General features: G+C 64.9%; 20 protein-coding genes and 2 pseudogenes. 6 read left to right on the top strand and 16 right to left on the bottom strand.

What is annotated here, in order from left to right; all coding sequences use genetic code 11:
- Positions 1-437: 437 nt before the first annotated feature.
- From FLG15_RS02975 to ubiE, 5 genes are all read right to left on the bottom strand, one after another.
- Positions 438-1,061: an HAD family hydrolase gene (locus FLG15_RS02975; RefSeq protein WP_057679450.1), complete on the bottom strand. Its 624-nt coding sequence runs from the start codon at positions 1,059-1,061 to the stop codon at positions 438-440.
- Positions 1,062-1,409: 348 nt separating this feature from the next.
- Entirely contained in the window at positions 1,410-2,129 is a 720-nt protein-coding gene (locus FLG15_RS02965; RefSeq protein WP_057679445.1) for a hypothetical protein, read from the bottom strand.
- A gap of 172 nt (positions 2,130-2,301) precedes the next feature.
- Positions 2,302-4,296 carry a M1 family metallopeptidase gene (locus tag FLG15_RS02960; protein WP_057679446.1) on the bottom strand — a complete coding sequence of 665 codons (1,995 nt, stop codon included), beginning with the start codon at positions 4,294-4,296 and terminating at the stop codon, positions 2,302-2,304.
- Positions 4,297-4,416: 120 nt separating this feature from the next.
- Entirely contained in the window at positions 4,417-5,307 is an 891-nt protein-coding gene (locus FLG15_RS02955) for a GGDEF domain-containing protein (RefSeq protein WP_057679447.1), read from the bottom strand.
- Positions 5,308-5,497: 190 nt separating this feature from the next.
- The gene (gene ubiE / locus FLG15_RS02950; RefSeq protein ID WP_017155416.1) at positions 5,498-6,259 is read right to left on the bottom strand and encodes a bifunctional demethylmenaquinone methyltransferase/2-methoxy-6-polyprenyl-1,4-benzoquinol methylase UbiE; all 762 of its coding nucleotides are present in this window, start codon (positions 6,257-6,259) and stop codon (positions 5,498-5,500) included.
- An 87-nt stretch (positions 6,260-6,346) separates the two neighbouring features.
- Here ubiE and FLG15_RS02945 point away from each other — a divergent pair.
- From FLG15_RS02945 to FLG15_RS02930, 4 genes and pseudogenes are all read left to right on the top strand, one after another.
- Positions 6,347-7,965, top strand: a pseudogene (locus tag FLG15_RS02945) (MFS transporter).
- On the top strand, positions 7,962-9,050 hold the full coding sequence (locus FLG15_RS02940; protein WP_057687030.1) for an HlyD family secretion protein: 1,089 nt from the start codon (positions 7,962-7,964) through the stop codon (positions 9,048-9,050). The pseudogene FLG15_RS02945 and the gene FLG15_RS02940 overlap by 4 nt, the downstream one beginning before the upstream one ends.
- Positions 9,051-9,161: 111 nt before the next feature.
- Complete coding sequence (locus tag FLG15_RS02935) at positions 9,162-9,662, top strand: GNAT family N-acetyltransferase (RefSeq protein WP_057677618.1); 501 nt, start codon at positions 9,162-9,164, stop codon at positions 9,660-9,662.
- The gene (locus FLG15_RS02930) at positions 9,659-10,114 is read left to right on the top strand and encodes a nucleoside deaminase (protein WP_017158520.1); all 456 of its coding nucleotides are present in this window, start codon (positions 9,659-9,661) and stop codon (positions 10,112-10,114) included. The genes FLG15_RS02935 and FLG15_RS02930 overlap by 4 nt, the downstream gene beginning before the upstream one ends.
- Positions 10,115-10,750: 636 nt before the next feature.
- Here FLG15_RS02930 and hslU read toward each other — a convergent pair.
- The 8 genes from hslU to FLG15_RS02885 all read right to left on the bottom strand — a co-directional run bounded on the left by hslU (position 10,751) and on the right by FLG15_RS02885 (position 18,730).
- On the bottom strand, positions 10,751-12,118 hold the full coding sequence (hslU, locus tag FLG15_RS02920) for an ATP-dependent protease ATPase subunit HslU (protein ID WP_039568072.1): 1,368 nt from the start codon (positions 12,116-12,118) through the stop codon (positions 10,751-10,753).
- Between the two features lie 109 nt (positions 12,119-12,227).
- On the bottom strand, positions 12,228-12,779 hold the full coding sequence (gene hslV / locus FLG15_RS02915) for an ATP-dependent protease subunit HslV (RefSeq protein WP_057677619.1): 552 nt from the start codon (positions 12,777-12,779) through the stop codon (positions 12,228-12,230).
- Between the two features lie 388 nt (positions 12,780-13,167).
- On the bottom strand, positions 13,168-14,085 hold the full coding sequence (xerC, locus tag FLG15_RS02910) for a tyrosine recombinase XerC (RefSeq protein ID WP_057677620.1): 918 nt from the start codon (positions 14,083-14,085) through the stop codon (positions 13,168-13,170).
- 199 nt (positions 14,086-14,284) lie between these two features.
- Positions 14,285-14,956: a DUF484 family protein gene (locus FLG15_RS02905; RefSeq protein ID WP_017155425.1), complete on the bottom strand. Its 672-nt coding sequence runs from the start codon at positions 14,954-14,956 to the stop codon at positions 14,285-14,287.
- A complete protein-coding gene (gene dapF, locus FLG15_RS02900; protein ID WP_057677621.1) occupies positions 14,953-15,807 on the bottom strand; it encodes a diaminopimelate epimerase in 855 nt (284 codons plus the stop codon). The genes FLG15_RS02905 and dapF overlap by 4 nt, the downstream gene beginning before the upstream one ends.
- Positions 15,797-16,051, bottom strand: a complete 255-nt coding sequence (lptM, locus tag FLG15_RS02895) for an LPS translocon maturation chaperone LptM (protein ID WP_017155427.1) — start codon at positions 16,049-16,051, stop codon at positions 15,797-15,799. Before lptM ends, dapF begins: the two co-directional genes overlap by 11 nt.
- A 56-nt stretch (positions 16,052-16,107) precedes the next feature.
- Positions 16,108-16,506 carry a YbaN family protein gene (locus tag FLG15_RS02890; protein ID WP_003482768.1) on the bottom strand — a complete coding sequence of 133 codons (399 nt, stop codon included), beginning with the start codon at positions 16,504-16,506 and terminating at the stop codon, positions 16,108-16,110.
- 115 nt (positions 16,507-16,621) lie between these two features.
- Complete coding sequence (locus FLG15_RS02885; protein ID WP_057677622.1) at positions 16,622-18,730, bottom strand: S9 family peptidase; 2,109 nt, start codon at positions 18,728-18,730, stop codon at positions 16,622-16,624.
- A 109-nt stretch (positions 18,731-18,839) separates the two neighbouring features.
- Here FLG15_RS02885 and FLG15_RS02880 point away from each other — a divergent pair, with 109 nt between their 5' ends.
- Positions 18,840-20,024 carry a pyridoxal phosphate-dependent aminotransferase gene (locus FLG15_RS02880; RefSeq protein ID WP_057687031.1) on the top strand — a complete coding sequence of 395 codons (1,185 nt, stop codon included), beginning with the start codon at positions 18,840-18,842 and terminating at the stop codon, positions 20,022-20,024.
- Positions 20,025-20,313: 289 nt separating this feature from the next.
- Here the strand turns inward: FLG15_RS02880 and FLG15_RS23320 are convergent.
- From FLG15_RS23320 to FLG15_RS02865, 3 genes and pseudogenes are all read right to left on the bottom strand, one after another.
- Positions 20,314-20,556: pseudogene (locus tag FLG15_RS23320) on the bottom strand (P-loop NTPase family protein); the annotation flags it as partial.
- A gap of 206 nt (positions 20,557-20,762) precedes the next feature.
- The gene (locus FLG15_RS02870) at positions 20,763-22,856 is read right to left on the bottom strand and encodes a prolyl oligopeptidase family serine peptidase (protein ID WP_150145503.1); all 2,094 of its coding nucleotides are present in this window, start codon (positions 22,854-22,856) and stop codon (positions 20,763-20,765) included.
- 67 nt (positions 22,857-22,923) lie between these two features.
- Positions 22,924-23,229, bottom strand: a complete 306-nt coding sequence (locus FLG15_RS02865) for a hypothetical protein (protein ID WP_150145501.1) — start codon at positions 23,227-23,229, stop codon at positions 22,924-22,926.
- Between the two features lie 376 nt (positions 23,230-23,605).
- Between FLG15_RS02865 and FLG15_RS02860 the strand changes: the two genes are divergently transcribed.
- Positions 23,606-24,175 carry a lipocalin family protein gene (locus FLG15_RS02860; RefSeq protein WP_017155433.1) on the top strand — a complete coding sequence of 190 codons (570 nt, stop codon included), beginning with the start codon at positions 23,606-23,608 and terminating at the stop codon, positions 24,173-24,175.
- Positions 24,176-24,178 lie beyond the last annotated feature (3 nt).

Here is a 24,178-nt window from a genome sequence, read left to right as displayed (position 1 = left end):
CGCAGGAAACGTCGGGAGAGACGTGAGCAAACGGCATGCCAGCCAACTGGTGCGCCGCACCACGTCGAGTCAGCAAGGGTTGGGAGTAATGACGGCGAGCTGAGCACTTCGCGTTGTCACGGTTTTGGCACAGTTTGCGCCGAACGTGCTGTGACACAGGTGGTGCAGGCGGTCGAGAATGTCGTCTCGGTAACCTCGAGCATGTCACCAGCTCGAATCGTGGCACCACTGATGCAGGGCAGTGCGCGATGCAGGCCACATCGCGCGGTGTGGCCACGCATGTCTTCTTTCGCCAGAAGATGGGTAACCGAAAGGCGGATGCGGATACGACGAGCACCCTTTAAAGACGCGTCATGGTGTCGGCAGCGATTCAACCGTTCCCATGCCCGCTGTGTGCGCATTACCCGCGTTGCACAGGCGCAACGCGCTCCTAGCTCCTAGCTATCCAATTGCGCGAGCAACTGCGTGCAGTCGCGCAGGCGCCAGTCGGCGAAACCGGGCCAGGGGTCGCCGGGTGTATTGACCAGCACAGTGCACGCACCGACGGCACGGCCGCAGGCCAGGTCATTGTGGTGATCGCCGACCATGACCAGCGCGCTGCCCTGCACCGACCAGCGCCGCGCGAAATAGTGCAGCCCGTCGGGCGCAGGTTTCGGGGCAGCCTCGTCGCGCCCGACGATGTCGTCCCAGGCGAACGCATCGTCCAGACCGATCGCCTGCAACGTGATCGTTGCCAGCTCGCGTGCGTTGCGGGTGAGCATGCCAAGCCGGCAACCGGCCGCATGCAGCGCGTGCACCAATGCCACTGCGCCCGGCGCGGCGCGTGCGCCTTGGGCGAGCGCGCGCTCGTGTTCGAGCAACCAGGCATGCTTGGCCGCTGCTTCGTCGGCCGGCAGCGCGGCCAGGTGGTGCAGGATGTCCGCCTCTGGCGGGATGTCCAGCACGCGACGGATCAAGGCGAAATCGTGCGCAGCCTCGGTCAGCGTGCCGTCCATGTCGAAGACCCAATGGCGGTAGTCGGACAACGTGGGAGCGCGCGTGGTGAGTGTCATGCTGTCCATCCGTGCAAAGACATGAAAGTGATCGATGCGATGCAGCGGGCGGCGGCGCGGCCAACCTGCAGTGCGCAATCGGCAACCTCGCCCAACGCGCTCGACAACGCGTCTGTATGCACCGCCAAGCCGGTGCGTGTAGCGCGCGGTCGGCATGTGCTTGCGCGGACACTCCAACGCGCGCTCGCCCTTGCCACCGAACGAATGCGCACCAGCTTCGCTGACCGCGCCGAACGCGCAGTGCCGATACGCTGCAGCGCCATCACATCGGGGTACTGCACAGTCGATCAAACCCGGTCATGTTGCACCGGTTCGCACACACGTTCGGTGGACGCCAGGATGTCACCGCGAGCCGACCTACTTCCACCCGGGCATCTGCGTGGTGTCCAGGCCGCCGACCTCGAACTCTGCGGTGCGCGTACCGCCGGCCTTGACCGGGAAGGTGATGCTGATGCGCTTGGCGTTGCGCACGAGCTTCCACAACGCTTTGTCATCGTCGATGAACATGGCGATGGCTTCGTCGGTATCCGGGCGGTGCGCCGCCATGGCACGCGGTGCTCCGCCATCGGCGGCCACCTGCACCTTGCAGCCACCGTAGCAATTGAAATCGCCGGCCTTGAGCACGAGGTAGCTGTGGCGCTTCCACTGCGGATGATCGCGAAACACCAGGCTGACCGGCTTGGGCCCGCTGCCGTCCACATCCACGCGCTCCTTGGCATCGATCATCGCCGAGCGCTGCGTGCCGCCCTTGGCCGGCACCTGCGAGTATTGCCACAACGCCTGCATGCGGCGCAGCTCGCGCGCCTGCTCGCCCTTGGCCTTGATATCGGCATAGCCGGGTTCGATGCGCGTGGCAGCCGCAGTGCCGGCGTAGCCTTCGATCAAGGCCGCACCGTGCGCACGTGCCATGTCCCAGTTCTGTGCCTTGACCGCTTCGTCGTATTGCTTGGCGAGCGCATCGGCCTGGGTTTCCTTGGCCTGCGCCTGCGCGGTGGCCTGCGCCTGACGTTGCGCCTCGCGGTCGGTGCAGGCACTCAAGGCGGCGACGCACAAGGCCGCGCTCAGCAGATACTTCATCGTCGACTCCGAAAGGCGTGGGACACCACCGCAACGATAGCAGCCCGGCGTTGCAGGCTGCATGCACGACGGCCGACGTTCGCGCCGGGTCCTCGGACAACACACCGGGAGCACAAGGCTCCCGGTGTGTTGCACGTACTGCCGAACTGACGACGCTGCGTTGCGCGACGAACTACTGCTGCGTCGGCGCCGGTTTTTCTGCAGGTGCGGTTGCGGGTGCAGGAGCCGCAGCAGGCATCGCCGCCTTCGCCTTGGCGATCATCTCGGCCACCGATGCGGTGGTGATCGGGTGGTAGCTGGGCTTGGCCTTTTCGAAAGCCTGTTCGGCGAACGCGATGCCGTCGGGCGTCTTCAACAGTTCTGCGTAGATCGGCAGCACCAGCTTGCGACGGCCGACGCGCTCGATGAACTCGCCCGCGGCAGCGCGCGCGTCGGTGTAGCCGCTGCGAATGGCCAGCGGATACCAGCGCATCGCGATCTCGCCATTCGGCGTGCCGGTGAAGTGGTACGCATCGTCCAGCTGCTTGAGCTGCTCGGGCTTGAGCGTGGCGCCCATGCCGCTGAGGAAGTGCACCCATTCCTGGGTGCCCCACTCGCCGGTGACCTGCTTGTTCGGCAAGGTGCCGCTGCCGCTCCAGGCAATGCGTGCGGTATCCACGATCGAGAAGCTGCGCGAGCGTGCCTTGGCGGCGAAGGCCGGAATGCCCGGCTGCTTCAGCCATGCATCCACCTCGGCTGCGCTCACCGTGTTGGGATGCTTGTCCAGCAGATTTTTCTTGAGGTAATCGACGAACTGGTCGGTGGTGGCGCTCTGGAAGGCGTGATCGTCGAACCAGCCGCGCAGGAACGGGTCGAAGGCCTCGCGGCCGAAGCGCTGCTCCAGGAACTGCAGGAACCACGCGCCCTTGACGTAGGCGACCTGGCTCAATGCTTCGTCAGGGTCGCGCTGGGCCAGCGGCGGCAACTCCAGTACCTGGTCGGCCGGCGGCATGTCTTTGACTTCGGCCAGCAGATCGCCCTGGTCGATCTCGCGCTCCATCTCGGCCATCTCGTTGCCGTACAGCGCTTCGGTGATGCGGCCCTGCACGTAGGTGGTGAACCCTTCGTTGAGCCAGATGTCCTTCCAGCTGGCATTGGTCACCAGGTTGCCGGACCAGCTATGCGCCAGTTCGTGCGCGACCAACGACACCAACGACTTGTCGCCGACGATCACGGTGGGCGTGGCGAAGGTCAGGCGCGGATTTTCCATGCCACCGAACGGGAACGACGGCGGCAGCACCAGCATGTCGTAACGGCCCCAGCGATACGGGCCATAGAGTTTTTCGGCGGCACCGATCATCTTTTCGGTGTCTTCGAATTCCTTGGCGGCCTTGTCGGCCATGGCTGGCTCGGCCCACACGCCCGAGCGCGCGGAAATCGGCTTGAACACCACATCGCCGGCGGCAATGGCCAGCAGGTAGGACGGAATCGGCTCGGGCATCTTGAAGCTGTAATCGCCGTCGCGTGCCGCCTTGGGGTCGTTGTCGGCGCTCATCAGCACCATTACGTCCGGGCGCGAGGTGACATGCGCGCTATAGGTGAAGCGCACGCTCGGGGTGTCCTGCAACGGCACCCAGCTGCGCGCATGAATCGCCTGCGACTGGCTGAACATGAAAGGCAGTTGTTTGCCTTCGGTCATCGACGGCTCCAGCCACTGCAGGCCCGAGGCGGTCGGCGCGGTGTGATAGGTGATCACCACCTTGCCCGGCTGATTCGGCGTTTCGATGGTGAGTTTGCTGCCGAAGGTCTTGTCGGCCGGCGCCAGGGCGAACTGCAGCGGCGACAGGCCGCCCTTGCCATCGTCGGCCTGCACCTGGGCGATGCTCAGCTCGCGCGTGTCCAGCACCAGTTGCTTGGCGGCCTTGTCCTTCCACTCCAGCGTGTAGGTGGCGGTGCCGCCAATCTGCTTGGCATCGAAATCCAGCTTCAGGTCCAGCGCCAGGTCCTTGATGACCACCATCTGCGGCTGGGCGTAGGAACTTTCGTCGTGGTTGCGGGCGTCTGCTTTCACGGGAGCCTTGGCAGTGGCGGCCGGCGCGGTGGGGGATGCCGACGGCGTGGAGTCATTGGAACAACCGGCCAGCGCGATGGACACGGCCAGGGACAGCGACAGGAACGGGAAGCGCATCGACGGCACCGCAGCAAGGAGAATTGGGCATTTTAGCGCCCCGTGCCGCAGCCTGCCCGTGCCATCGGTGGCCATGCGCGCGACGGCCTGCCACGCGCTGCCGCAATCGGCTTGCCCAGGTCAGGTCACCGGATGGCCGCGCGGGGCGTCGTGCCCGTCGCGCACCAGACGCCGGCCACCGGAGAACTTGGCGCGGTACATCGCCGCATCGGCGCGGCGATACAGTTCGGTGGCATCCAGCCCCTGTTCGCACACCGCACTGCCGGCGCTCACATGCAGCGGCGCGTCGTCGGCATCCTCGCGTTCGAGCATCGAGAGCCATTGGTTGAGCTTGAGCGTGGCTTCGTCTTCGCTGGCATGGATGCCGATCAGGAATTCGTCGCCGCCCCAGCGCCCGACCCAGTCCTGCGCGCCCAACCAGCCGTAGGCCGAGTTCACCAGGCGCACCAGCACGCGGTCGCCAGCCAGGTGGCCGAAACGGTCGTTGATCTGCTTGAGGTTGTCCATGTCCAGCACGAACAGCACGAACGGCCAGCCTTCGCGCTGGGAGGCGATCACCGAATCGCGCATCGCCTGTTCGCAGCCGCGCCGGTTCAGCGCTTCGGTCAACGGGTCGAACAAGGCGTGTTTCTTGAGATCGCGCATGCCGGAATCGATACCGCGCAGGCTGCGGTTGATGCCGCGCAACAGCCGGCCCAATTCATCGTCACCCTGTTCCGGAAGCGTGGGCAGGCGTTGATCGGCGTAATACGAATCCAGCGCATCGGCGGCGATGCGCAGCGGTGCCAGCAGCCGATACAGCGCGACCAAGGTCAATGCCGTGCCAGCCAGCGTGGCCAGCAATGCCACGATGACCACCGACCACAGCGGGCGCCCGTCCAGTTCGCTCTGCGATGCCAACCAGGCGATCAACAGCAGCAACGGCAGATGGATGCCCAGGAAGGTCACCGCCAGCAGTTTGGCGCTGAAGGAGCGGGGAAACACGCGCGAGAGCCCGGCGTACAAGCGCATCCAACACTCCGGCAAAAGAGCGTTTAGTGTCGCCGAGAGCGTGTGGAGCCAACGCGACGGAGTTCTCAGAACTTCGCTGGCCTACACATGTGAGACACCGCTTCCCCGCAACAAGCGATCCCGTGCACGCGGGGGGCGAGCGCCAGCGCACGCTCTGCGCGCCGACGCCCATCAGGCTGAAACGACCTGCCTAGATCTTGTAGCCGGAGTGGATGGCGACGATGCCGCCGGTCAGGTTCTTGAAATGGCAACGCGCAAACCCGGCCTCGCCCATCATGCCCTTGAGCGATTCCTGCGGCGGATGCTTGCGGATGCTTTCGGCCAGGTACTGATAGCTATCGGCATCGCGCGCGAACAGCTGGCCCAGCCTGGGCAGGATCTTGAACGAGTGGAAGTCGTAGATCGGCTTGAACCACTCGGCGGTGACTTCGGAAAATTCCAGCACGCGCGCCTGGCCGCCGACCTTGAGTACGCGGTACATCTCGCGCAAGGCGGCGTCCTTGTCGGTGACGTTGCGCAGGCCGAAGGAAATGGTCACCAGATCGAAACTCTGGTCCGGGAACGGCAGTGCTTCGGCGTTGCATTGCACGTAGTCGAAACCGGACACCAGCCCGCGGTTGGTCAGCCGGTCGCGGCCCACCGACAGCATGCCGGCATTGATGTCGCCCAGCACCACCGCGCCTTCGTTGCCCACGCGCTCCTTGAGCAGCACGGCGATGTCGCCGGTGCCGCCGGCCAGGTCCAGCACGCGGTCGCCTGGCTTCACCTGCGCGGTCGCCACGAAGTAGCGTTTCCAGGCGCGGTGCACGCCCAGGCTCATCAGATCGTTCATCAGGTCGTAGTTACGCGCGACCGAGGTGAACACTTCGCCGACCAGCTTCTGCTTGTCCTTGGCAGCGACATCGCGAAAGCCGAAATGGGTGGTACCGGAGGTATAGGGGGATTCGCTCATGGGCGGATTATCGCACTGCTGACGCCACCATGACCGCAACCGGACCACAATCGCGTTTTCATCTGCGACCGGCCCTGCGAGCATTCAGTGCGCGACAAGTACGTCCAGCGCGACTGGCAGCCCCACGAGCGGCCCACCCTGCCGGGGTCGGCCTCCACCCCCCTGCACCCTATCCGGCGGCGTATCCAGTATGGGCTGGTGGGTGTGGTGGTGGCGCTTACCGGAGGGCTGAGCAATGCCCTGGTCACTGCCAACCTGACCTATCTGCAAGGCACCTTGGGCGCCTACGCCACCGAAATGGCGTGGCTGCCGGCGGCCTATGTGATGACCAACATGTCGGCCAACCTGCTGCTGGTGAAGTTCCGCCAGCAGTTCGGGCTGCGCCGGTTCACCGAAATCTTCCTGGCGCTGTACGCGCTCATCGCCTTCGCGCATCTGTTCGTGCACAGCCTGAGCTCGGCGATCACCGTGCGCGCCGCGCATGGCTTGGTGGGCGCCGCGCTCAGCTCGCTGGGCCTGTATTACGTGATCCAGGCATTTCCACCGAAATATCGGCTCAAGGCCGTGGTGCTGGGCCTGGGCATGACCCAGCTGGCGTTACCGCTGGCGCGGGTGTTTTCCACCGACCTGCTGGAATTTGGCGAGTGGCAAGGCCTGTACCTGTTCGAGTGCGGGTTGGCGGTGTTTGCGCTGGCCTGCGTGCTGGCGCTCAAGTTACCGCCGAGCGACCGGTATCGCGTGTTCGAGCCGCTGGATTTCCTCACCTTCAGCCTGTTCGCCGCCGGCGCCGCCGGCCTGGCCGCGGTGCTGTCGCTCGGGCGCCTGCTGTGGTGGACCAGTACCCCGTGGCTGGGCGTGGTGCTGGCCGCGTCCATCGTGCTGCTGTGCACGGCGGCCTGGATCGAACACAACCGCCGCAATCCGATGATCAACACGCGCTGGCTGGCCAGTGCGGACATGCTGCGGCTGGGGCTGGCGATCCTGTTAATCCGGCTGGTGCTGTCCGAACAAAGCACCGGCGCCATCGGCTTCTTCCAGACGCTGGGCCTGGCCAACACGCAACTGCAGACCCTGTTTGCGCTGATGCTGCTGGGCGCGGTGGTAGGCGTGGCGGCCAGCGCGTGGCTGATCAACCCGGCGCGGGTTGCCGAACATCTGATCATCGCCGTGGCCGCCATTTGCGTGGGCTGCTTCATGGATGCCGATGCCACCAGCCTCACCCGCCCCGAACAGATGTATGCGAGCCAATTCCTGCTCGCCTTCGGCAGCACGTTCTTCATCGGTCCGGCGATGGTGGCCGGCATCGGCCGGGGGATCGCGCAGCCGCGCAACCTGATCAGTTTCATCGTGCTGTTCGGCATGGCGCAGAACATGGGCGGCCTGCTCCGCAGCGCCCTGCTCGGCACCGTGCAGGTGGTGCGCGAGAAATACCATTCCAGCCAGTTGGTGGACCATCTGGTGCTGACCGACCCGCAGGTCGCCGCGCGCGTGCAGGCCTACGCAAGCCTGTATGGCCGCAGCATCGGCGACCCGGCGCTGCGTCAGGCCCAGGGCGTGCGCACGTGCTGGCGTACAACGACGTATTCCTGTTGATCGGCTGCATCGCCATCGCCACCGGCGTGTGGATCCTATCCGTGCTGGTGTGGCGCCGCTATCTGCGCCCATCGGTATCGCCCCCTCCTCCTACTCCCACTGCGCGTACATGAATACACCAGCAGATTCCTCCCTGCCTGCCGACCCGCAACGTCGTCGGCGTCGCCGTCTTGCCGGGGTCGTCGGCTTCGGCGGGCTTGCCCTGATCGGCGTGGCGCTGGTGCTCTATGCCTGGCGCCTGCCGCCGTTCGTCAGTGCGATCGAACGCACCGAAAATGCGATGGTGCATGGGCAGATCACCGTGATTGCGCCGCAGGTGAGCGGCTATGTCACGCAGGTACCGGTGCAGGACTTTGCGCACGTCAAACGCGGCCAGTTGCTGGCACGCATCGACGACCGCATCTATGCGCAGCAACTCGAACAAGCCAAGGCGCAGGTGCAGACCGCGCAGGCCAATCTCGCCAACTGGGATCAACAACGCCATAGCGCCGAAGCGACGATCGCCGAGCAACGCGCCGCGCTGAGCAGCAACCAGGCACAACGCGAGCGCACCCATTCGGCCTATGCGCGGACGCAGCAGCTGGCCAGCCAGCAACTGGTCTCCGAGCAGGACCGCGACACCGCATTTGCCGCGCGTGCGCAAGCCGATGCCGGCGTGGCGCAGGCACGTGCCGCCGTGCAGGCCGCCGAAGAAAACGCCCGCAGCGTCACTGTCAACCGCGCCGCGTTGGAAGCGGCGGTTGCCAATGCACAGGCCGCCGTGCAGCTGGCCCAGATCAACCTGGACAACACGCGCATCCTGGCCCCGCGCGATGGCCAGCTCGGTCAGCTTGGCGTGCGCCAGGGCGCCTACGTCACCAACGGTACGCAGCTGATGTCGCTGGTGCCGGACACGCTATGGATCGTGGCCAATTTCAAGGAAACCCAGATGGCCAGGATCCGGATCGGCCAGCGCGCCAGCTTCACCGTGGACGCGCTGGACAATGCGCGTCTGCATGGCCGCGTGCAGGAGATTTCGCCGGCCGCCGGCTCCGAATTCAGCGTACTGCCAGCCGACAACGCGACCGGCAACTTCGTCAAGATTGCCCAGCGCATTCCGCTGCGCATCAGCGTCGATGCGGACCAGCCGTTGGCGCCGCGGCTGCGGCCAGGCATGTCGGTGGTGGTGGCCGTCGATACCGACAGCGCAGTCGACTAGGCATCAACCTCTATCCGAGCGTGGGCAATACCGCCAGCGAGACGTCGGCCAGCACGCCCACACGTGCACGACTCGGCAGCTCAAGCGCGGCACAGCCGCTATGATGCAACGATGCCCACCATGCCCCTTCCTCCCCTGCACTGGCAGCACCTGCGGTTTGCGCAACTGAGCACCACGCAGCTGTATGCGCTACTGCGGCTGCGCACGGATGTGTTTGTGGTGGAGCAGCAATGCGCCTATCCGGAACTGGATGGCAAAGATACCGATCCGGCCGTGCTGCATGTGCTGGGCACCGCCAATGACGCCGCGTTGGCGGCCTACCTGCGCGTGCTACCGCCAGGCTTGAGTTATTCCGAACCGAGCATCGGCCGGGTGGTCGTTGCCGCAGGATTTCGTGGCACTGGACTTGCGCATGCGCTGTTGCGCGAAGGCATCCGGTTGGTGCACACGCAGTGGCCGGGTCACGCGATCCAGATCGGCGCGCAGGCGCACCTGCAATCGTTCTACGCGGCGCACGGGTTTGCACCTGCATCCGCGCAGTACCTGGAAGATGGCATTCCCCATCTCGACATGCTGCGCCCTGCCGGCGCGGCCCCTCAGGAGTTCGCATGATCACCACCCCCGACTACCGCGCATTGCTGGACACCGCCATTGCCGAGGCCCGCCAGGGCCTGGCCGAAGGCGGCATCCCGATCGGCGCGGCGCTGTATCACAACGACGGGCGCCTGCTTGGCTGCGGCCATAACCGCCGCGTGCAGGAAAACGACCCCTCGGTCCACGGCGAGACCGACGCGTTTCGCAAGGCCGGCCGCCAGCGCCGCTACAAGGACACCATCATGGTCACCACGCTGGCGCCATGCTGGTACTGCAGCGGGCTGGTGCGCCAGTTCAACATCGGCACGGTGGTGGTCGGCGAATCGGTCACCTTCCAGGGCGGCATCGCGTGGTTGCGCGAGCACGGCGTCAACGTGATCGATCTGCAGAGCCAGGAATGCATCGATCTGCTCGGTGGCTATATCTCCGCCAACCCGCAGGTATGGAACGAAGATATCGGCGAGGATTGAGCGGTTTGCCGGATTTTGCAGGTTGGCTATGCTGGGATTGCGCAGGTTGGCTGTGCAGTGCAAACGGCTGCCTAGGTAACGGTCCATCGCAGAGCCGATGATCTGAGCCTTCGTTGCAGGGAGTGATCTGCAACCTGGCTGCAGGGCCCTTGCCCGCCCACCATTGCAGGGCACACTGCAAGGACGTCCCTGTCAGCTCTCACGCCGCACCCATGCCGCGTAAGGCCCCGCGACGATGGGCGGGCAATGACCAGTCGAGATGGTCGGCGTGCATGGGAAGAGCAGTGCTGGATGCGCCTTGTTCGATCATTGCAGCATCGGCGACAGGTCTGATGCGCACCGCACGACAGACAGCTTTTTGGATGAGCGCCGACCAACGGTGTGGTGCGGTGTCTTTGCCACTTGCGGGACCATGTGGAGGCATGATGCCGCCATCGAGCCTCCAGGGCCGGAGTGACGGCGTGGCCTGCACGCGGCGAGGGCGCCGCGCCCGCGACCGACCCGGCGTTGACTGCAGCTGACAGGATGCGGCTAGCTTGCATCGTCCTGTGATGCGTACGTGCCATGTTTGCAATGCATGGATGCGACATGCCACCTATGCATTGCATTCGACATCTGCGCGCAGGTGCGCTGCGCTCAGAGGATGTAGCGGCTCAGGTCCGGGTCCTGCACCAGCTCGCCCAGCTGGGCATCCACATAGGCCGCATCCACGGTGACGCTCTGGCCGTCGCGATCCGGCGCCTCGTAGCTCAGCACATCGAGCAGCCGCTCCAGCACCGTGTGCAGCCGGCGCGCGCCGATGTTTTCCTGCCGCTCGTTGACCTGCGCGGCGATCTCGGCCAGGCGCTCCACCGCATCGGCGCCAAAGCTCAGGTGCACGCCCTCGGTCTGCAGCAGGGCTTCGTACTGTTTGATCAACGCCGCCTTGGGCTCGGTGAGGATGCGCACGAAATCGGCCTTGGTCAGCGCGGTCAATTCCACCCGGATCGGGAAACGGCCCTGCAGTTCCGGAATCAGATCGCTGGGCTTGGCCAGGTGAAACGCGCCTGATGCAATGAACAGGATATGGTCGGTCTTGACCGTGCCGTACTTGGTGGACACGTTGGAGCCTTCCACCAGCGGCAACAGATCGCGCTGCACGCCTTCGCGACTGACATCGCCGCCGCTAGAGCCGGCTTCGCCGCGCTTGGCCACCTTGTCGATTTCATCGATGAACACGATGCCATGCTGCTCACAGGCTTCGATGGCTGCGGTGCGCACATCGTCTTCGTTGACCAGCTTGCCGGCTTCCTCTTCGATCAACAGCGGGCGCGCTGCCTTGATGGTGAGCTTGCGCTTTTGCGACTTGCCGCCACCGATGTTGGCGAACATCTGCCGCAGCTGCTGCCCCATTTCCTCCATGCCCGGCGGGGTCATGATGTCCATGCTGGCATTGACGGCCACTTCCAGCTCGATCTCGCGCTCGTCCAGCTCGCCGTTGCGCAACATGCGACGGAACTTGATGCGGGTTTCGTTATCCTGCGACGAGGGCTCGTTGCGCGCCGCTTCCGGATCGAACCCAATCCCGGCCGCGCGGCGCGGCAGCAATGCATCCAGGATGCGATCTTCGGCACGCTCTTCGGCCTGGTTGCGCACGCGCACCTTGGCCTGCTCGCGATACAGCTTGACCGAGGTATCGGCCAGGTCGCGGATGATCTGCTCCACATCCTTGCCCACATAGCCCACTTCGGTGAAGCGTGTGGCTTCGACCTTGACGAACGGCGCATTGGCCAGCGTCGCCAGGCGCCGCGCGATCTCGGTCTTGCCCACGCCGGTGGGGCCGATCATCAGGATGTTCTTGGGCATCACTTCGTTGCGCAGCTCTTCCGGCAACTGCATGCGGCGCCAGCGGTTACGCAGCGCGATGGCAACCGCGCGCTTGGCGTCGTGCTGGCCAACGATATGACGGTCGAGCTCCTGCACGATTTCGCGCGGAGTCATGGTTGAAGTCTCGGGATTTGGCATTGGGGAATCGAGAATTGAGAAAGGGGAATTGCAAGGGCAAGATCAAGAGCCTGGGTCGACGACATGGGGACCAAACCGCTGTTGCGATTCCCGATTCCCCACTCCCGATTCACAGCTCTTCGACCACCACGTTGCGATTGGTATAGATGCAGATATCGCCAGCGATATTGATCGCTTCGGTGGCGATGGTCTTGGCATCCAGCTCGGTGTGCGCCAGCAGTGCGCGCGCGGCCGACAAGGCGTACGAGCCGCCGGAGCCGATCGCGATGATGCCGTCTTCCGGTTCGATCACATCGCCGGTACCGCTGATGATCAGCGAGGTTTCCTTGTCGGCGACCGCGAGCAGCGCTTCAAGCTTGCCCAGGCGGCGCTCGGTGCGCCAATCCTTGGCCAGTTCCACTGCCGCGCGCGTCAGCTGGCCGTGCTTGTCGAGCTTGGCTTCGAACAATTCGAACAAGGTGAACGCATCGGCCGCCGCACCGGCGAAACCGGCCAGCACCTGACTCTCGCGCCCGAGCCGACGCACCTTGCGCGCATTGCCCTTCATGACCGTATGGCCAAGAGTGACCTGGCCATCGCCCGCGACGGCGACATGCCCACCCCGTCGAACCGAGATGATGGTGGTGGCGTGAACGATGTTGGGGTTCTGGCTAGGGTCCATGGATCCTCCGGGGGTTTCCAAGGAGGTGGGGACGCCCCTGCCGGGTTCAAGCACGCTGCGACCAGCCGCCGCAGGCAGGTGCGGCGGCGCTCACTTGCGAGACAGCCACACGGTTGCGCGCGACCATGCAGGTCCACCTGCCGCAACGCATTACGGGGATCGCATCAGCCCTAACGTCACCGTCCGCAAACCATGCGCAACGCGCAAGCCGCGCTTGCGCACGTACCCTCACCCCAACCCCTCTCCCGGCGGGAGAGGGACGATCAGCGCGGTCGGAAGTGGCCGATGCACTGGATGCGTGCAGTAGCTTGCTGCGTCTGTGGCGCTACCTGATGCACCGCACCGCGATGCTTCCTGCTTCCTGCGTGCCGGCTTGATTGCCTAGCACTCACTCTGCAGCCTTCTTGCGCCTGGCACGCGGATGCGCAGCATCGTAGACCTTGGCCAAGTGCTGGAAATCCAGATGCGTGTAGATCTGGGTGGTGGCGATATCCGAATGGCCCAGCAATTCCTGCACGCCGCGCAGATCGCCGGACGATTCCAGGATATGGCTGGCAAAACTATGGCGCAGCATATGCGGATGCACGTCCTTGAACATGCCCTGGCGCACGGCCAGTTGCTTGATGCGGATCTGCACTGCACGTTGCGAAATCGCACCGCCGGCGCGGCCAGGGAAGACGTGGCTGTCGGCACTTGCACCACTGTCGCGCCGCCATTCGCGCAAGGCGGCGATTGCGTGCGAACCCACCGGCACCAGGCGCTGCTTGCTGCCTTTGCCGAGCACCATCACCAGGCCGCTGTCCAGGTCCAGGTCGCGCCAGCGTAATGCGCATAACTCGCTCAGGCGCAGCCCGGACGAATAGAACACTTCCAGCAGCGCGCGATCGCGCAGGCCTAGTGGCGCATCGGTTGGCACTTCCACCAGACGCACGGCTTCGTCGGCATCCAGCACTTGCGGCAACTTGCGCGGGGCTTTGGGCGCACGCAGCGCCGCCGCCGGGCTGGCCGAAATGCGGCCATGCTTGAGCAACCAGGCGTAATAACTGCGGCATGCCGACAGACGGCGCTGCAGGCTCTTTGCCGACAGCCCGCGTCGATGCTCTGCCGCAACGAATTGCCGCAAATGCGCACTATCGAACTGTGCAGGATCGCCAGGCACTGCAGCGTCCTGCGCGCCATCTGCGGTCGTCTGCTCAGCTGCCCAGGCAACCAGGGCAGCAAGATCGCGCCGATACGCATCCAGTGTGTGCGCCGATACTTGCCGCTCGACCTGCAGGTGCGTCAGGAACTCGTCGATCGATGACATGTCAGCGTTCCCGATGACGCGGCGTGATTGCCGTCATCTGCTTGCGCAGACAAGTGTGCAGCCAGCATGCGGACTGCGCGCCCTGCGGTTGCAGACAGCACAGACAACCAACTGCCAGCACTTCACCCTCCCCGCCGCGGAAGCAGCGCCGCCACCAGCGGCCCCATGTCGCCAACGTCGGTACGCGCAGCCATGGGCCTCACGCGTCGAAGCGTTGCAGTGCCACGCTCAGCGATTCGCCCATCATGCGCAGGAACAGCGTGCCCATGCCGGGATAGAACCGGTTGGCATCGCTGCTGCCCACCGCGATCAGGCCGATGCCCGGCAGCGGCAGCAACGCGGTGGATTGCACCTGCCCTGCCTGTGCGCCGTAAAGCAGCGCGTGCTTTTCCGCTTGCAGGCGGCCACAAATGGGCTCGCCATCGTGAAGGCAATCGCGGAACGGGGCCAGGCGTGCATCGTCGATTGCAATGATCTGCAGCCAGTCCGCGTCCAGCGCATCGACAGGCGTGAGCAACACCAGCCGCACCAGTTCGCCGTTGAAATCTTCGGCCAGCGAGGCCGCCATCGCCTTGAGCGTGTCGGCCGCGCTGGTCTGGCGCATCAACGCAAGCGTGAGTTGATGCGTGCGCACCGCCAGCCGCTCGTTTTCCTGCGCATTGCTGCCGAGTTCGTGCAGGCGGCGCGACAGTTCGCGGTTCTTGTCGCGTAGCACTTCCAGCTGGTAGGTGGCCAACGAAGCAGTGGGGCCGTCGTCGCGCGGCACCAGCAAGCTCACCGCCAGATCCGGGAACTGCTTGAGGAAGGTCGGGTGACGTCGCAGCCACGTGGCCACGTCGTGCGCGCCGAATTTGTCCGTGTTCTCGCTCATCGGTTCCACTCTCCATCGAAGACGAACACAGCCGGGCCGGACATCACCACCTGCTCCTGCTCGCCGGGCCAACGAATGCGTAAATCGCCACCGGGCAAGGACACCTGCACATCGCGCTCGACACGGCCGCGCTGCATCAACACCACCGCGGCCGCACAGGCGCCACTCCCACAAGCCAGCGTTTCGCCCACCCCGCGCTCGAACACGCGCAGGCGCACATGCGCAGGGTCGACCACCTGCACGAAGCCCACATTGACCGAATCGGGAAACGCCGCGTTCTGCTGCAGCAGCGCGCCCACCCGTTCCACCGGCGCTGCATCGACGCGACCGACTTCGACCACCGCGTGCGGGTTGCCCATCGACACCGCGCCAAAGCGCACGGTCTCGCCGTGCACCGGCAGCGCATATTCGTCGCGCGCATGCGCAAAGCCGGCCAGCGGAATCTGGGTGGGCTCGAATTGCGGGATACCCATCGCCACCGCGGAGCGGTCGCCGTCGAGGCGCTCGACCGCGTGCGCGGTCACTGGGCTGTCGATGATGAAGCGCTCGCCCTGGGCAGTGCCGTCGCGCACCAGCCAGGCGGCGACACAACGCGCGCCATTGCCGCATTGGCGCGCGGCCGAGCCGTCCGAATTCCAGATGCCGTAGGCTGCCACGGCACCTTCGCTGCGCGGCGCTTCGATGGTCAGGATTTGATCGCAGCCCACCCCGAAGTGGCGGTCGGCCAGCTGCGATGCCAGTGCGGCATCCGGTGGCGGCGTACCGTCGCGCAGGTCCAGCACCACGAAGTCGTTGCCGGCGCCATGCATTTTGGTGAAACGCAGACGCCCGCTGCGACCGTCAGCGCTCATTGCCGCTGCTAGCGGGCTGGTCGGTGGTGGAAGCGGGCTTGGTGTCGCCATCCACCGGCGCAGGCGTGGATTGGTCCAGCGGTTGCGACGCATCCGCCGGCTGCGGCTGCGGCACCGGCTGGGCTTCCACCGGCACCGGCTTTTGCGGCATCACCAGCGGGCCCTTGTTGCCGCAGGCGGCAAGCAGGACAAAGGTCGCACCAACCAGTGCGAGGCGAACAGACGGTCGGGACATGATGCTCATGGGCCGAAGTATAGCCAGAACACCGTTATGGCCGTGCGCTCGCTGGCGCGCTGCGTTCAGTGCGCGCCCGGCAGCGGGCGCGGCGGTGGCTCGGGGCGCAACCACAGCCAGATCGCCACCACGGCCATGCTGCCGATCGACAGGCACTTGACCCAGAACACCGGCACGCACCACAGCATGATCGCGGCGCAGACCGTCATGGTCAGCGTCGCCATCCACTTGGCCTTGCGGCTGACTGCACGATAGGTCTGCCATTCCACGATCGCCGGGCCGAAGCGCGGATGCGACAGCAGCCAGTTGTGCAGGCGCTCGGAGCCATGCGAGGCCGCCCAGGCAGAGATCAGAATAAAGACCGTCGTCGGCAGCCCCGGGACGAAGATCCCGACGATGCCGGTGGCCAGGCTGGCGTAGGCCAGCAACCACCAGGCCCAGCGGAATCGAGTCGGTCGCGTCATGCGCAAATGATACGGCCAGCGCTGCGGTTTGGTGAGTCGGCCCTGCAGCGATGCCGGCCCACGCCGTCCGCTCCAACCAATCCCGCATCCCGACTCCCCAATCCCGGTCTTCTAGCTACTTCACGCCCAACTGGTCCAGCACGAACGCATACGATTCGGCCAGCTCGCGGTAGCGGCGGAAGCGACCGGATTTGCCGCCATGCCCGGCTTCCATATTGATGCGGAACACGATCGGCTGGGTGCCGGTGTTGTCGTCGCGCAGCTTGGCCACCCACTTGGCCGGCTCCCAGTACTGCACCTGCGAATCCCACAGGCCGGTGCCCACGAACAGCGCCGGGTACGCCTGCTTGCGCACATTGTCGTAAGGCGAATACGACAGCATGTAGTCGTAGTAATCCTTGGTTTCCGGGTTGCCCCACTCGTCGTATTCGTTGGTGGTCAGCGGAATGCTGGCGTCGAGCATGGTGGTGACCACATCGACAAACGGCACCTGCGCGACCATCACCCGATAGTCCTGCGGCGCCATATTGGCCACCGCGCCCATCAGCAGGCCGCCCGCGCTGCCGCCGGATGCGGCAACCCGGTCCTTGGCAGCGTAGCCCTGCGCGACCAGGCCACGGGTCACATCGATGAAGTCGTTGAAGGTGTTCTTCTTGTGCAGCAGCTTGCCGTCGTCGTACCACTGCCGACCCATTTCCTGGCCGCCGCGGATGTGCGCGATGGCGTATACCACGCCGCGATCCAGCAAGCTGATCGCCGGCAAATTGAATGCCGGGTCCATCGACATGCCGTAACTGCCATACGCGTACTGAAACAGCGCTGCGCTGCTGTCCTTCTTGAAGCCTTTTTTGTACACCAGCGACACCGGCACCTTGACCCCATCGCGCGCCGTCACCCACACGCGCTCGGTCACGTACTTGCTGGCGTCGTAGCCGAGCACCGGTTGCTGCTTGAGCAACCTGCGCTCGCCGGTCTGCGTATTGAGCTCGTAGGTGGTCGCCGGCGTGGTCAGCGAGGTGTAGCTGTAACGCAGCCAGGGGGTGTCTGGCTCGGAGTTGACCGAAAGCCCCATCGAATAGGCCGGTTCATCGGCCTTGACGTACTCATGGCTGCCCTCGCGCTTGAGCAAGCGCACACGCTCCAGTCCGCCGGAACGCTCTTCGATGGCGGTGAAGCCGTCGAACAACGCGAAGTTTTCGATGTAGACATTGTCCTCGTGCGCTACCCAATCGGTCCACTGCGTGCGTGTGCTCGCATCGGTGGGCGCAGTGACCAGCTTGAAGTTCTTGGCGCCGTCGGCATTGGTGCGAATCACCCAGCGGCCATCGAAATGATCTGCGTGGTACTCCACGTCGCGCTCGCGTTTAGCCAGCACCTTGAAGCTGTCCGGCTTGGCGGCCAGCGCATAGCGGGTTTCCGAAGAGACCGTGCTTTCGACCTCGATGGTGATGTACTTGTCGTCGCGGGTGCGGCCGATGCCCATGTAGAAGCTGTCGTCCTTCTCTTCGTACACCAGCACATCGTCCTTGGACGGCGTGCCGAGCACATGCTTTTTCACGCGCACGGTGAGCAGCGTTTCCGGATCGTTTTCGACATAGAACAGCGTCTTGTTGTCGTCGGCCCATACCACATTGGCCGAGACGCCTTCCACGGTGTCCGGATAGAGTTCGCCAGTCTCCAGGTTCTTGAAGCGGATGGTGTATTGCCGGCGGCCAACGGCATCGTCGGCCCAGGCGAGGATGCGATTGTCCTGGCTCACCGTAGCATCGCCCACGCTGAAGTAGCCCTTGCCCTGCGCCATCTTGTTGACATCGAGCAGGATTTCTTCCGGCGCCTCCATGCTGCCCTTGCGGCGCGCCTGGATCGGATAATCCTTGCCGGTTTCGAACCGCGTGTAATACCAATAGCCGCGCTCGCGGTACGGCACGCTGGCATCGTCCTGCTTGATGCGCCCGACGATCTCGGCATACAGCGCTTCTTCCAATGGTTTCAGCGGCGCCATCACCTTGTCGGTGTAGGCATTCTCGGCGTTGAGATACGCCAGCATCGCCTTGTCTTCGCGCTTGTCGTCGCGCAACCAGTAATAGTCGTCGTTGCGGGTCGCACCGAACGGCGCCTTGACCACATGCGGGCGTTTGGCGACCTCTGGCGGCGACGGAAGGGCGGCGAAGGCAGGGGATGTGGTCATCAGGCTGGCGATCAGAAGAGTGAGGACGGGCTTCATCAGATTGGGGTCCGTTGGATGAACGCAATGCCATCCCAGCGCCCGAGTGTGGAAGAGCCCGTCGCCGAGCGTCATGTGTCCTAGGTCATGCTGGTCTATCATCGAACCAATGGATTGCTCACTTCCGTACGCAGGCGGCTATAGCCGCCGCAGCCAGGACATCGCCCCGTTTCATGTCATGTCGCTGCTGGCACGCGCCAACGCGCTCGAACAGGCCGGCCACGACGTGATCCACCTGGAAATCGGCGAGCCCGATTTCACCACTGCCGCGCCGATCGTCGCTGCCGGCCAGGCGGCGTTGGCAGCCGGCCACACCCGCTACACCGCCGCACGCGGGCTGCCGGCGCTGCGCGAGGCGATTGCCGGCTTCTATGCGCAGCGTTATGGCTGCCGCGTCGACCCTGAGCGCATCCTGGTCACGCCCGGCGGTTCGGGCGCGTTGCTGCTGGCCAGCAGCCTGTTGGTAGACCCAGGCAAGCACTGGCTGCTTGCCGACCCGGGCTACCCCTGCAACCGCCACTTTCTGCGTCTGGTCGAAGGCGCCGCGCAATTGGTTCCGGTCGGCCCGGACAGCGATTATCAATTGACTCCTGCGCTGGTGGAGCGCGCCTGGAATGCCGACAGCGTGGGCGCCCTGGTGGCCTCGCCGGCAAACCCCACCGGCAGCGTGCTGTCGCGCACGCAACTGGCTGCGCTTTCGCAGACGTTGCATGCGCGCGGTGGCCATCTGGTGGTGGACGAGATCTATCACGGCCTGACCTACGGCCTGGACGCCCACAGCGTGCTGGAGGTGGACGACAGCGCCTTCGTCTTGAACAGTTTTTCCAAGTACTTCGGCATGACCGGCTGGCGGCTGGGCTGGCTGATCGCACCGCCCGACGCGGTGCCGGAACTGGAAAAGCTCGCGCAGAATCTGTACATCAGCGCCTCGACGATTGCCCAGCACGCCGCACTGGCCTGCTTTACGCCCGAGAGCATCGCCATCTTCGAAGCGCGCCGCGTCGAATTCCAGCAGCGTCGCGATTACCTGCTACCAGCCTTGCGGGCGCTGGGATTCGACATTGCCGTCGAACCGCAAGGCGCGTTCTACCTCTACGCCGACATCAGCCGGTTTTCTGAAGATGCGCAGGCGTTTTGCGCGCATTTTCTGGAAAGCGAGCATGTTGCGTTTACGCCAGGGATCGATTTCGGCCACTACCGCGCCAACCAGCATGTACGCATTGCCTACACCCAAAGCCTGCCGCGGTTGGAACAGGCGGTGGAACGGATTGCGCGTGGGTTGACGCGGCTGTAGGTCGTCATCGCGTCTGCGCAACTTACCCCTGGCAGGGTCCTGACCGGAGCACCGCATCGTTTGCCTGAAAGACCGCGCGCAAAGTCGTCTAAGTGCGCCAGTCGGGGCGCTGCAATCGTTCGACGCGATAGAACCGGTCGATAGCGCTTGTCGTGCGCAATGCGATTGTCGACAAGGCCACAGCCTCGATCAACCTCGACAGTTCTGTTTGTTTACGACGTTCAACGATCGCAATATGGCGCAGCATTGCCCAGGTGACCTGATTCTTGCCGCCTTCCAGCGCACCGTAACGGTAAGACTCGCACCAGCTTCGCCTCAGATAGCGCAGCACGCTGACGATGGTTGGAACATCCAACACGATAACGCCGGTGGCACGCGCCAGACGCTGCGCAAGACAGCCGAGATAGTTGCCGTCCATCACCCACCGCTCCTTGGCGATTGCGGTGCAGTGGAGTGCCATGAAGTCCTGCCTGGGCCGAGGTGTCCAGGCGGTATTGGGCAGGTGATGCAACTGATCCAGATGCACCGGCACGCAATCACGCGCCTACGCGATCGCCTGCGCCATCGTGGATTTGCCGCTATTGGAAGGCCCGAGAATGCAGATCCGTGGACCGAGATCATCCAGTTGCATTGCGCCGCTCCAGACACTGCCAATGCCACTCATCGCAAACGCTCCGGCCCGCTGTGCAATGCCAGCGGGCCGGTATCGATCAACGCAGTGCACCCGTTACTGATGACTCAGTCGGCCAAGCGCTCCCACAGGAAGCTGTAGGCCAGCGCGGCCATATGCGCGGCCTGCGCGTTATTGGCCGCACCACCATGGCCGCCTTCGATGTTCTCGTAGTAGGTCACGTCCTTGCCGGCCTCGATCATCTTGGCGGCCATCTTGCGCGCGTGGCCGGGATGCACGCGGTCGTCGCGCGTGGAGGTCAGGAAGATCACCGGTGGGTAGGTCTTCTTCGGGTCGAACAGGTGGTACGGCGAGAAGGTCTGGATGAAGGTCCAGTCGTCGGTGTCCGGGTCGCCGTACTCGGCCATCCACGAGGCGCCGGCCAGCAGGTGGCTGTAGCGCTTCATGTCCAGCAGCGGCACCTGCACGACCACCGCGCCGAACAGTTCCGGATACTGGGTGAGCATGTTGCCGGTCATCAGGCCGCCATTGCTGCCGCCCTGCACGCCCAGATGCTTGGTCGAGGTGATCTTGCGCGCCACCAGATCCTTGGCCACCGCGGCCATGTCTTCATACGCCTTGTGGCGGTTCTGCTTGAGCGCGGCCTGGTGCCAGCGCGGGCCGTATTCGCCACCGCCGCGGATATTGGCCACCACGTAGACGCCGCCCTTCTCAAGCCACGCGCGTCCCAGGCCACCGGAGTAATTGGGCGTCATCGAAATCTCGAAACCGCCGTAGCCGTACAGCAGGGTCGGCGCGCTGCCATCGAGCTTCAAGGCCTTCGGGCGTACCAGGAAATACGGCACGCGGGTGCCGTCCTTGCTGGTGGCGAAGTGCTGCTCGATGGTGTCCTTGCCGGCATCGAAGAACGCCGGCATGGTCTTGAGCGGCTGCGGCGCAGCGCCCACCTCCACCCACGACAAGGTGGTGGGGGTCAGGTAATCGGTGACGGTGAGCCACAGCGCGTCACTGTCGTCGCTGTCCACCGCACCGACATCCACCGTGCCGAAGCTCGGCGCACCGACGAATGCGCTCTTTTTCCAGCCATCGCGCGAAGGCGTGATCACGCTCAGACGGTTCTTGACGTCGTCGAGCACGTTCAACACCAGATGCGACTTGGTCCACGCCATGCCGGCCAGCGAGGTGGTGTCGGTGGGCTCGAACAACACATCGAAGTTGCGCTTGCCGGCCATGAAATCGTCAAAACGCGTGGCCAGCAAGGTGCCGGGCTTGTAGGTCTTGCCGCCTACCGTCCACGGTTCGCGCAGCTCCAGCGTCAGCCACTGGCGCTTGACCGACTTGCTGGCCGAATTGGGCACGTCCACCTTGACCAGCGTGCCGTCGGCGCCCTTGAGATACAGCTCGTCGTTGTAGAAGGCCAGCGTGCGGCTGACGAAATCGCGCTCGAAGCCGGGGGTGTCGTCATGCATGGCCGCGATGTACATATCGGTCGGCTTGCCTTCGTACACCACGCTCGCGGCAGTCAGTGGCGTGCCGCGCTTCCATTGCTTGGCAATACGCGGGTAGCCGGAGCTGGTCATGCTGCCGGCGCCGAAATCGGTGAACACGTAGACGGTGTCCCGGTCGATCCAGCCCAGCCCGCCCTTGGACTCGGGGCGGAAAAAGCCGTCCTTGACCCATTGCTTGCTGACCAGATCGAACTCGCGCGTGACATCGGCATCGGCACCGCCGCGCGACAATGCGATCAGGCAGCGCTGGTAGTCCGGGCGCAGGCAGTCGGCACCGTGCCACACCCAGTTTTCGCCTTCGGCCTTGTTGAGCGCATCCAGGTCCAGCACCGTTTCCCACTTGGGCGAAGCCTTGCGGTACTCGTCCAGCGTGGTGCGCCGCCACAGGCCGCGCTCGTGCTGCTTGTCCTTCCAGAAGTTGTAGTAGAACGCGCCGATCTTCTGCACGCCGGGAATCTTGGCGTCCGAATCCAGCACCTCGCGGATGCTGGTTTCCATCTGCTTGAACGCCGGCGTGCTGGCCAGGCGCGCCTCGGTCTTGGCATTCTGGGTCTTGACCCAGTCCAGCGGCTTGGCGCCGGTGACATCTTCCAGCCAGGCGTAGGGATCGTTGGACACGGGGGGTTCCTCTGCAGAGACAGCGCCAGCGGTGATCAGGCCGGCAACCAGGCAGATCGAGGCGAACTTGGACATGAATGTTTCCGGAAACACGAATGCCCGGAACGTAGCACAGCGCCCCACCGGCCAACCCTGCCGAAGGTCAGGCTGCGCGCGCCTGTGTCGCCGTACGCGAAGCACTGCGCCGGCGCTGGGCCTGCGGGCCACGCCGCCGGGGCGCAACACGGCGCGCGCCACGCGCTGCCAAAGACGGCAGGGCAAACCGGTGCAGGCTCCACCATGCCAGCATCGGCATGCCGACCAGCCACAGCGGCAACCAGCCGATCCACTCGCTGCTGCCGCGCGCGGCCGGCCAGACCAGCACCAGCCCGGCCAGGGCGAGCTGCCGCACCGGGCGCAGCACACGCGGGTCGGGACGTTCGGAACGGGAAGCAGGGCGATGCGACATGGCGGCACTCCGTGGCAGGAAGGATCACAACAGGCGCGCAGGATTGCCGCAGCCCATCTCACAGGCTGCGACCTTGACGCGGGCATCTGCGGGGCGCGGTTCGGGCGCCTGCCCAAGCGCGTCACGGGCCTCCACGCGTGCTGCTGCCCCCTGCGACGTCGGCGCCCGGCAACCCGCACGCGGCACAGGGCCGAGGCAACGTGGCGGAGCCAGCCGGCCGCGGCGCCAGCGCCTGATCCAGACCCGCAAGCCGGCCCCGGCCGCCCGGCGTCTGCCGCAGATTCCCCGGCCGCCGATGCCAGGCCCGACCGTTGACGCGAACTTGCCCCCTGCATGCGGTAGTGTGCTGCTCCGATTGCCTCTTTGTGATGTTGCGATGCGCCTGACCGTTACGATCGCCCTCGCTTTTCTGCTCGTCCTCGGCCTGCCCGTGGCGCATGCCAAGGACACGCCCGCCACGGAGCCGGCAATCGATTTGTCCAAGATCATGGGCACCTGGTACGTGATTGCGCGCATGCCCAACGCGGTCGAGCGTGGCCACGTCACCAGCCGCGACGAATACACCCTGGTCGAAGACGGCAAGGTGGCGGTGCGCTATCTGTACCGCGACGGGTTCGGCGAGCCGGAAAAGGAAGTCAATGCGCGCGCCTCGGTGGATGCCGACAGCGGCAACCGCGACTGGCGGGTGTGGTTCTACAAGGTCATCCCGGCCAAGCAGCGCATTCTGGAAATCGCCCCCGACGGCTCATGGATGCTGATCTCCTACCCCGGCCGCGACCTGGCCTGGATCTTCTCGCGCAAGCCGGACATGAGCCGCGACCAGTACCGCATGCTGGTCAACAAGATGCGCGACGACTATTCCATCTATACCGACAAACTCAAGCGGGTGCCGCAGCTGCGCGAGCAGGTGGACCGCCTGGGCTTCGAAGTGCCGAACAAGCGTTAGCGC

Source organism: Xanthomonas phaseoli pv. dieffenbachiae, from assembly GCF_008639345.1.
In the GTDB taxonomy this organism is placed as follows: Bacteria; Pseudomonadota; Gammaproteobacteria; order Xanthomonadales; family Xanthomonadaceae; genus Xanthomonas; species Xanthomonas phaseoli.
This window is presented reverse-complemented; position numbering and strand designations above follow the sequence as displayed.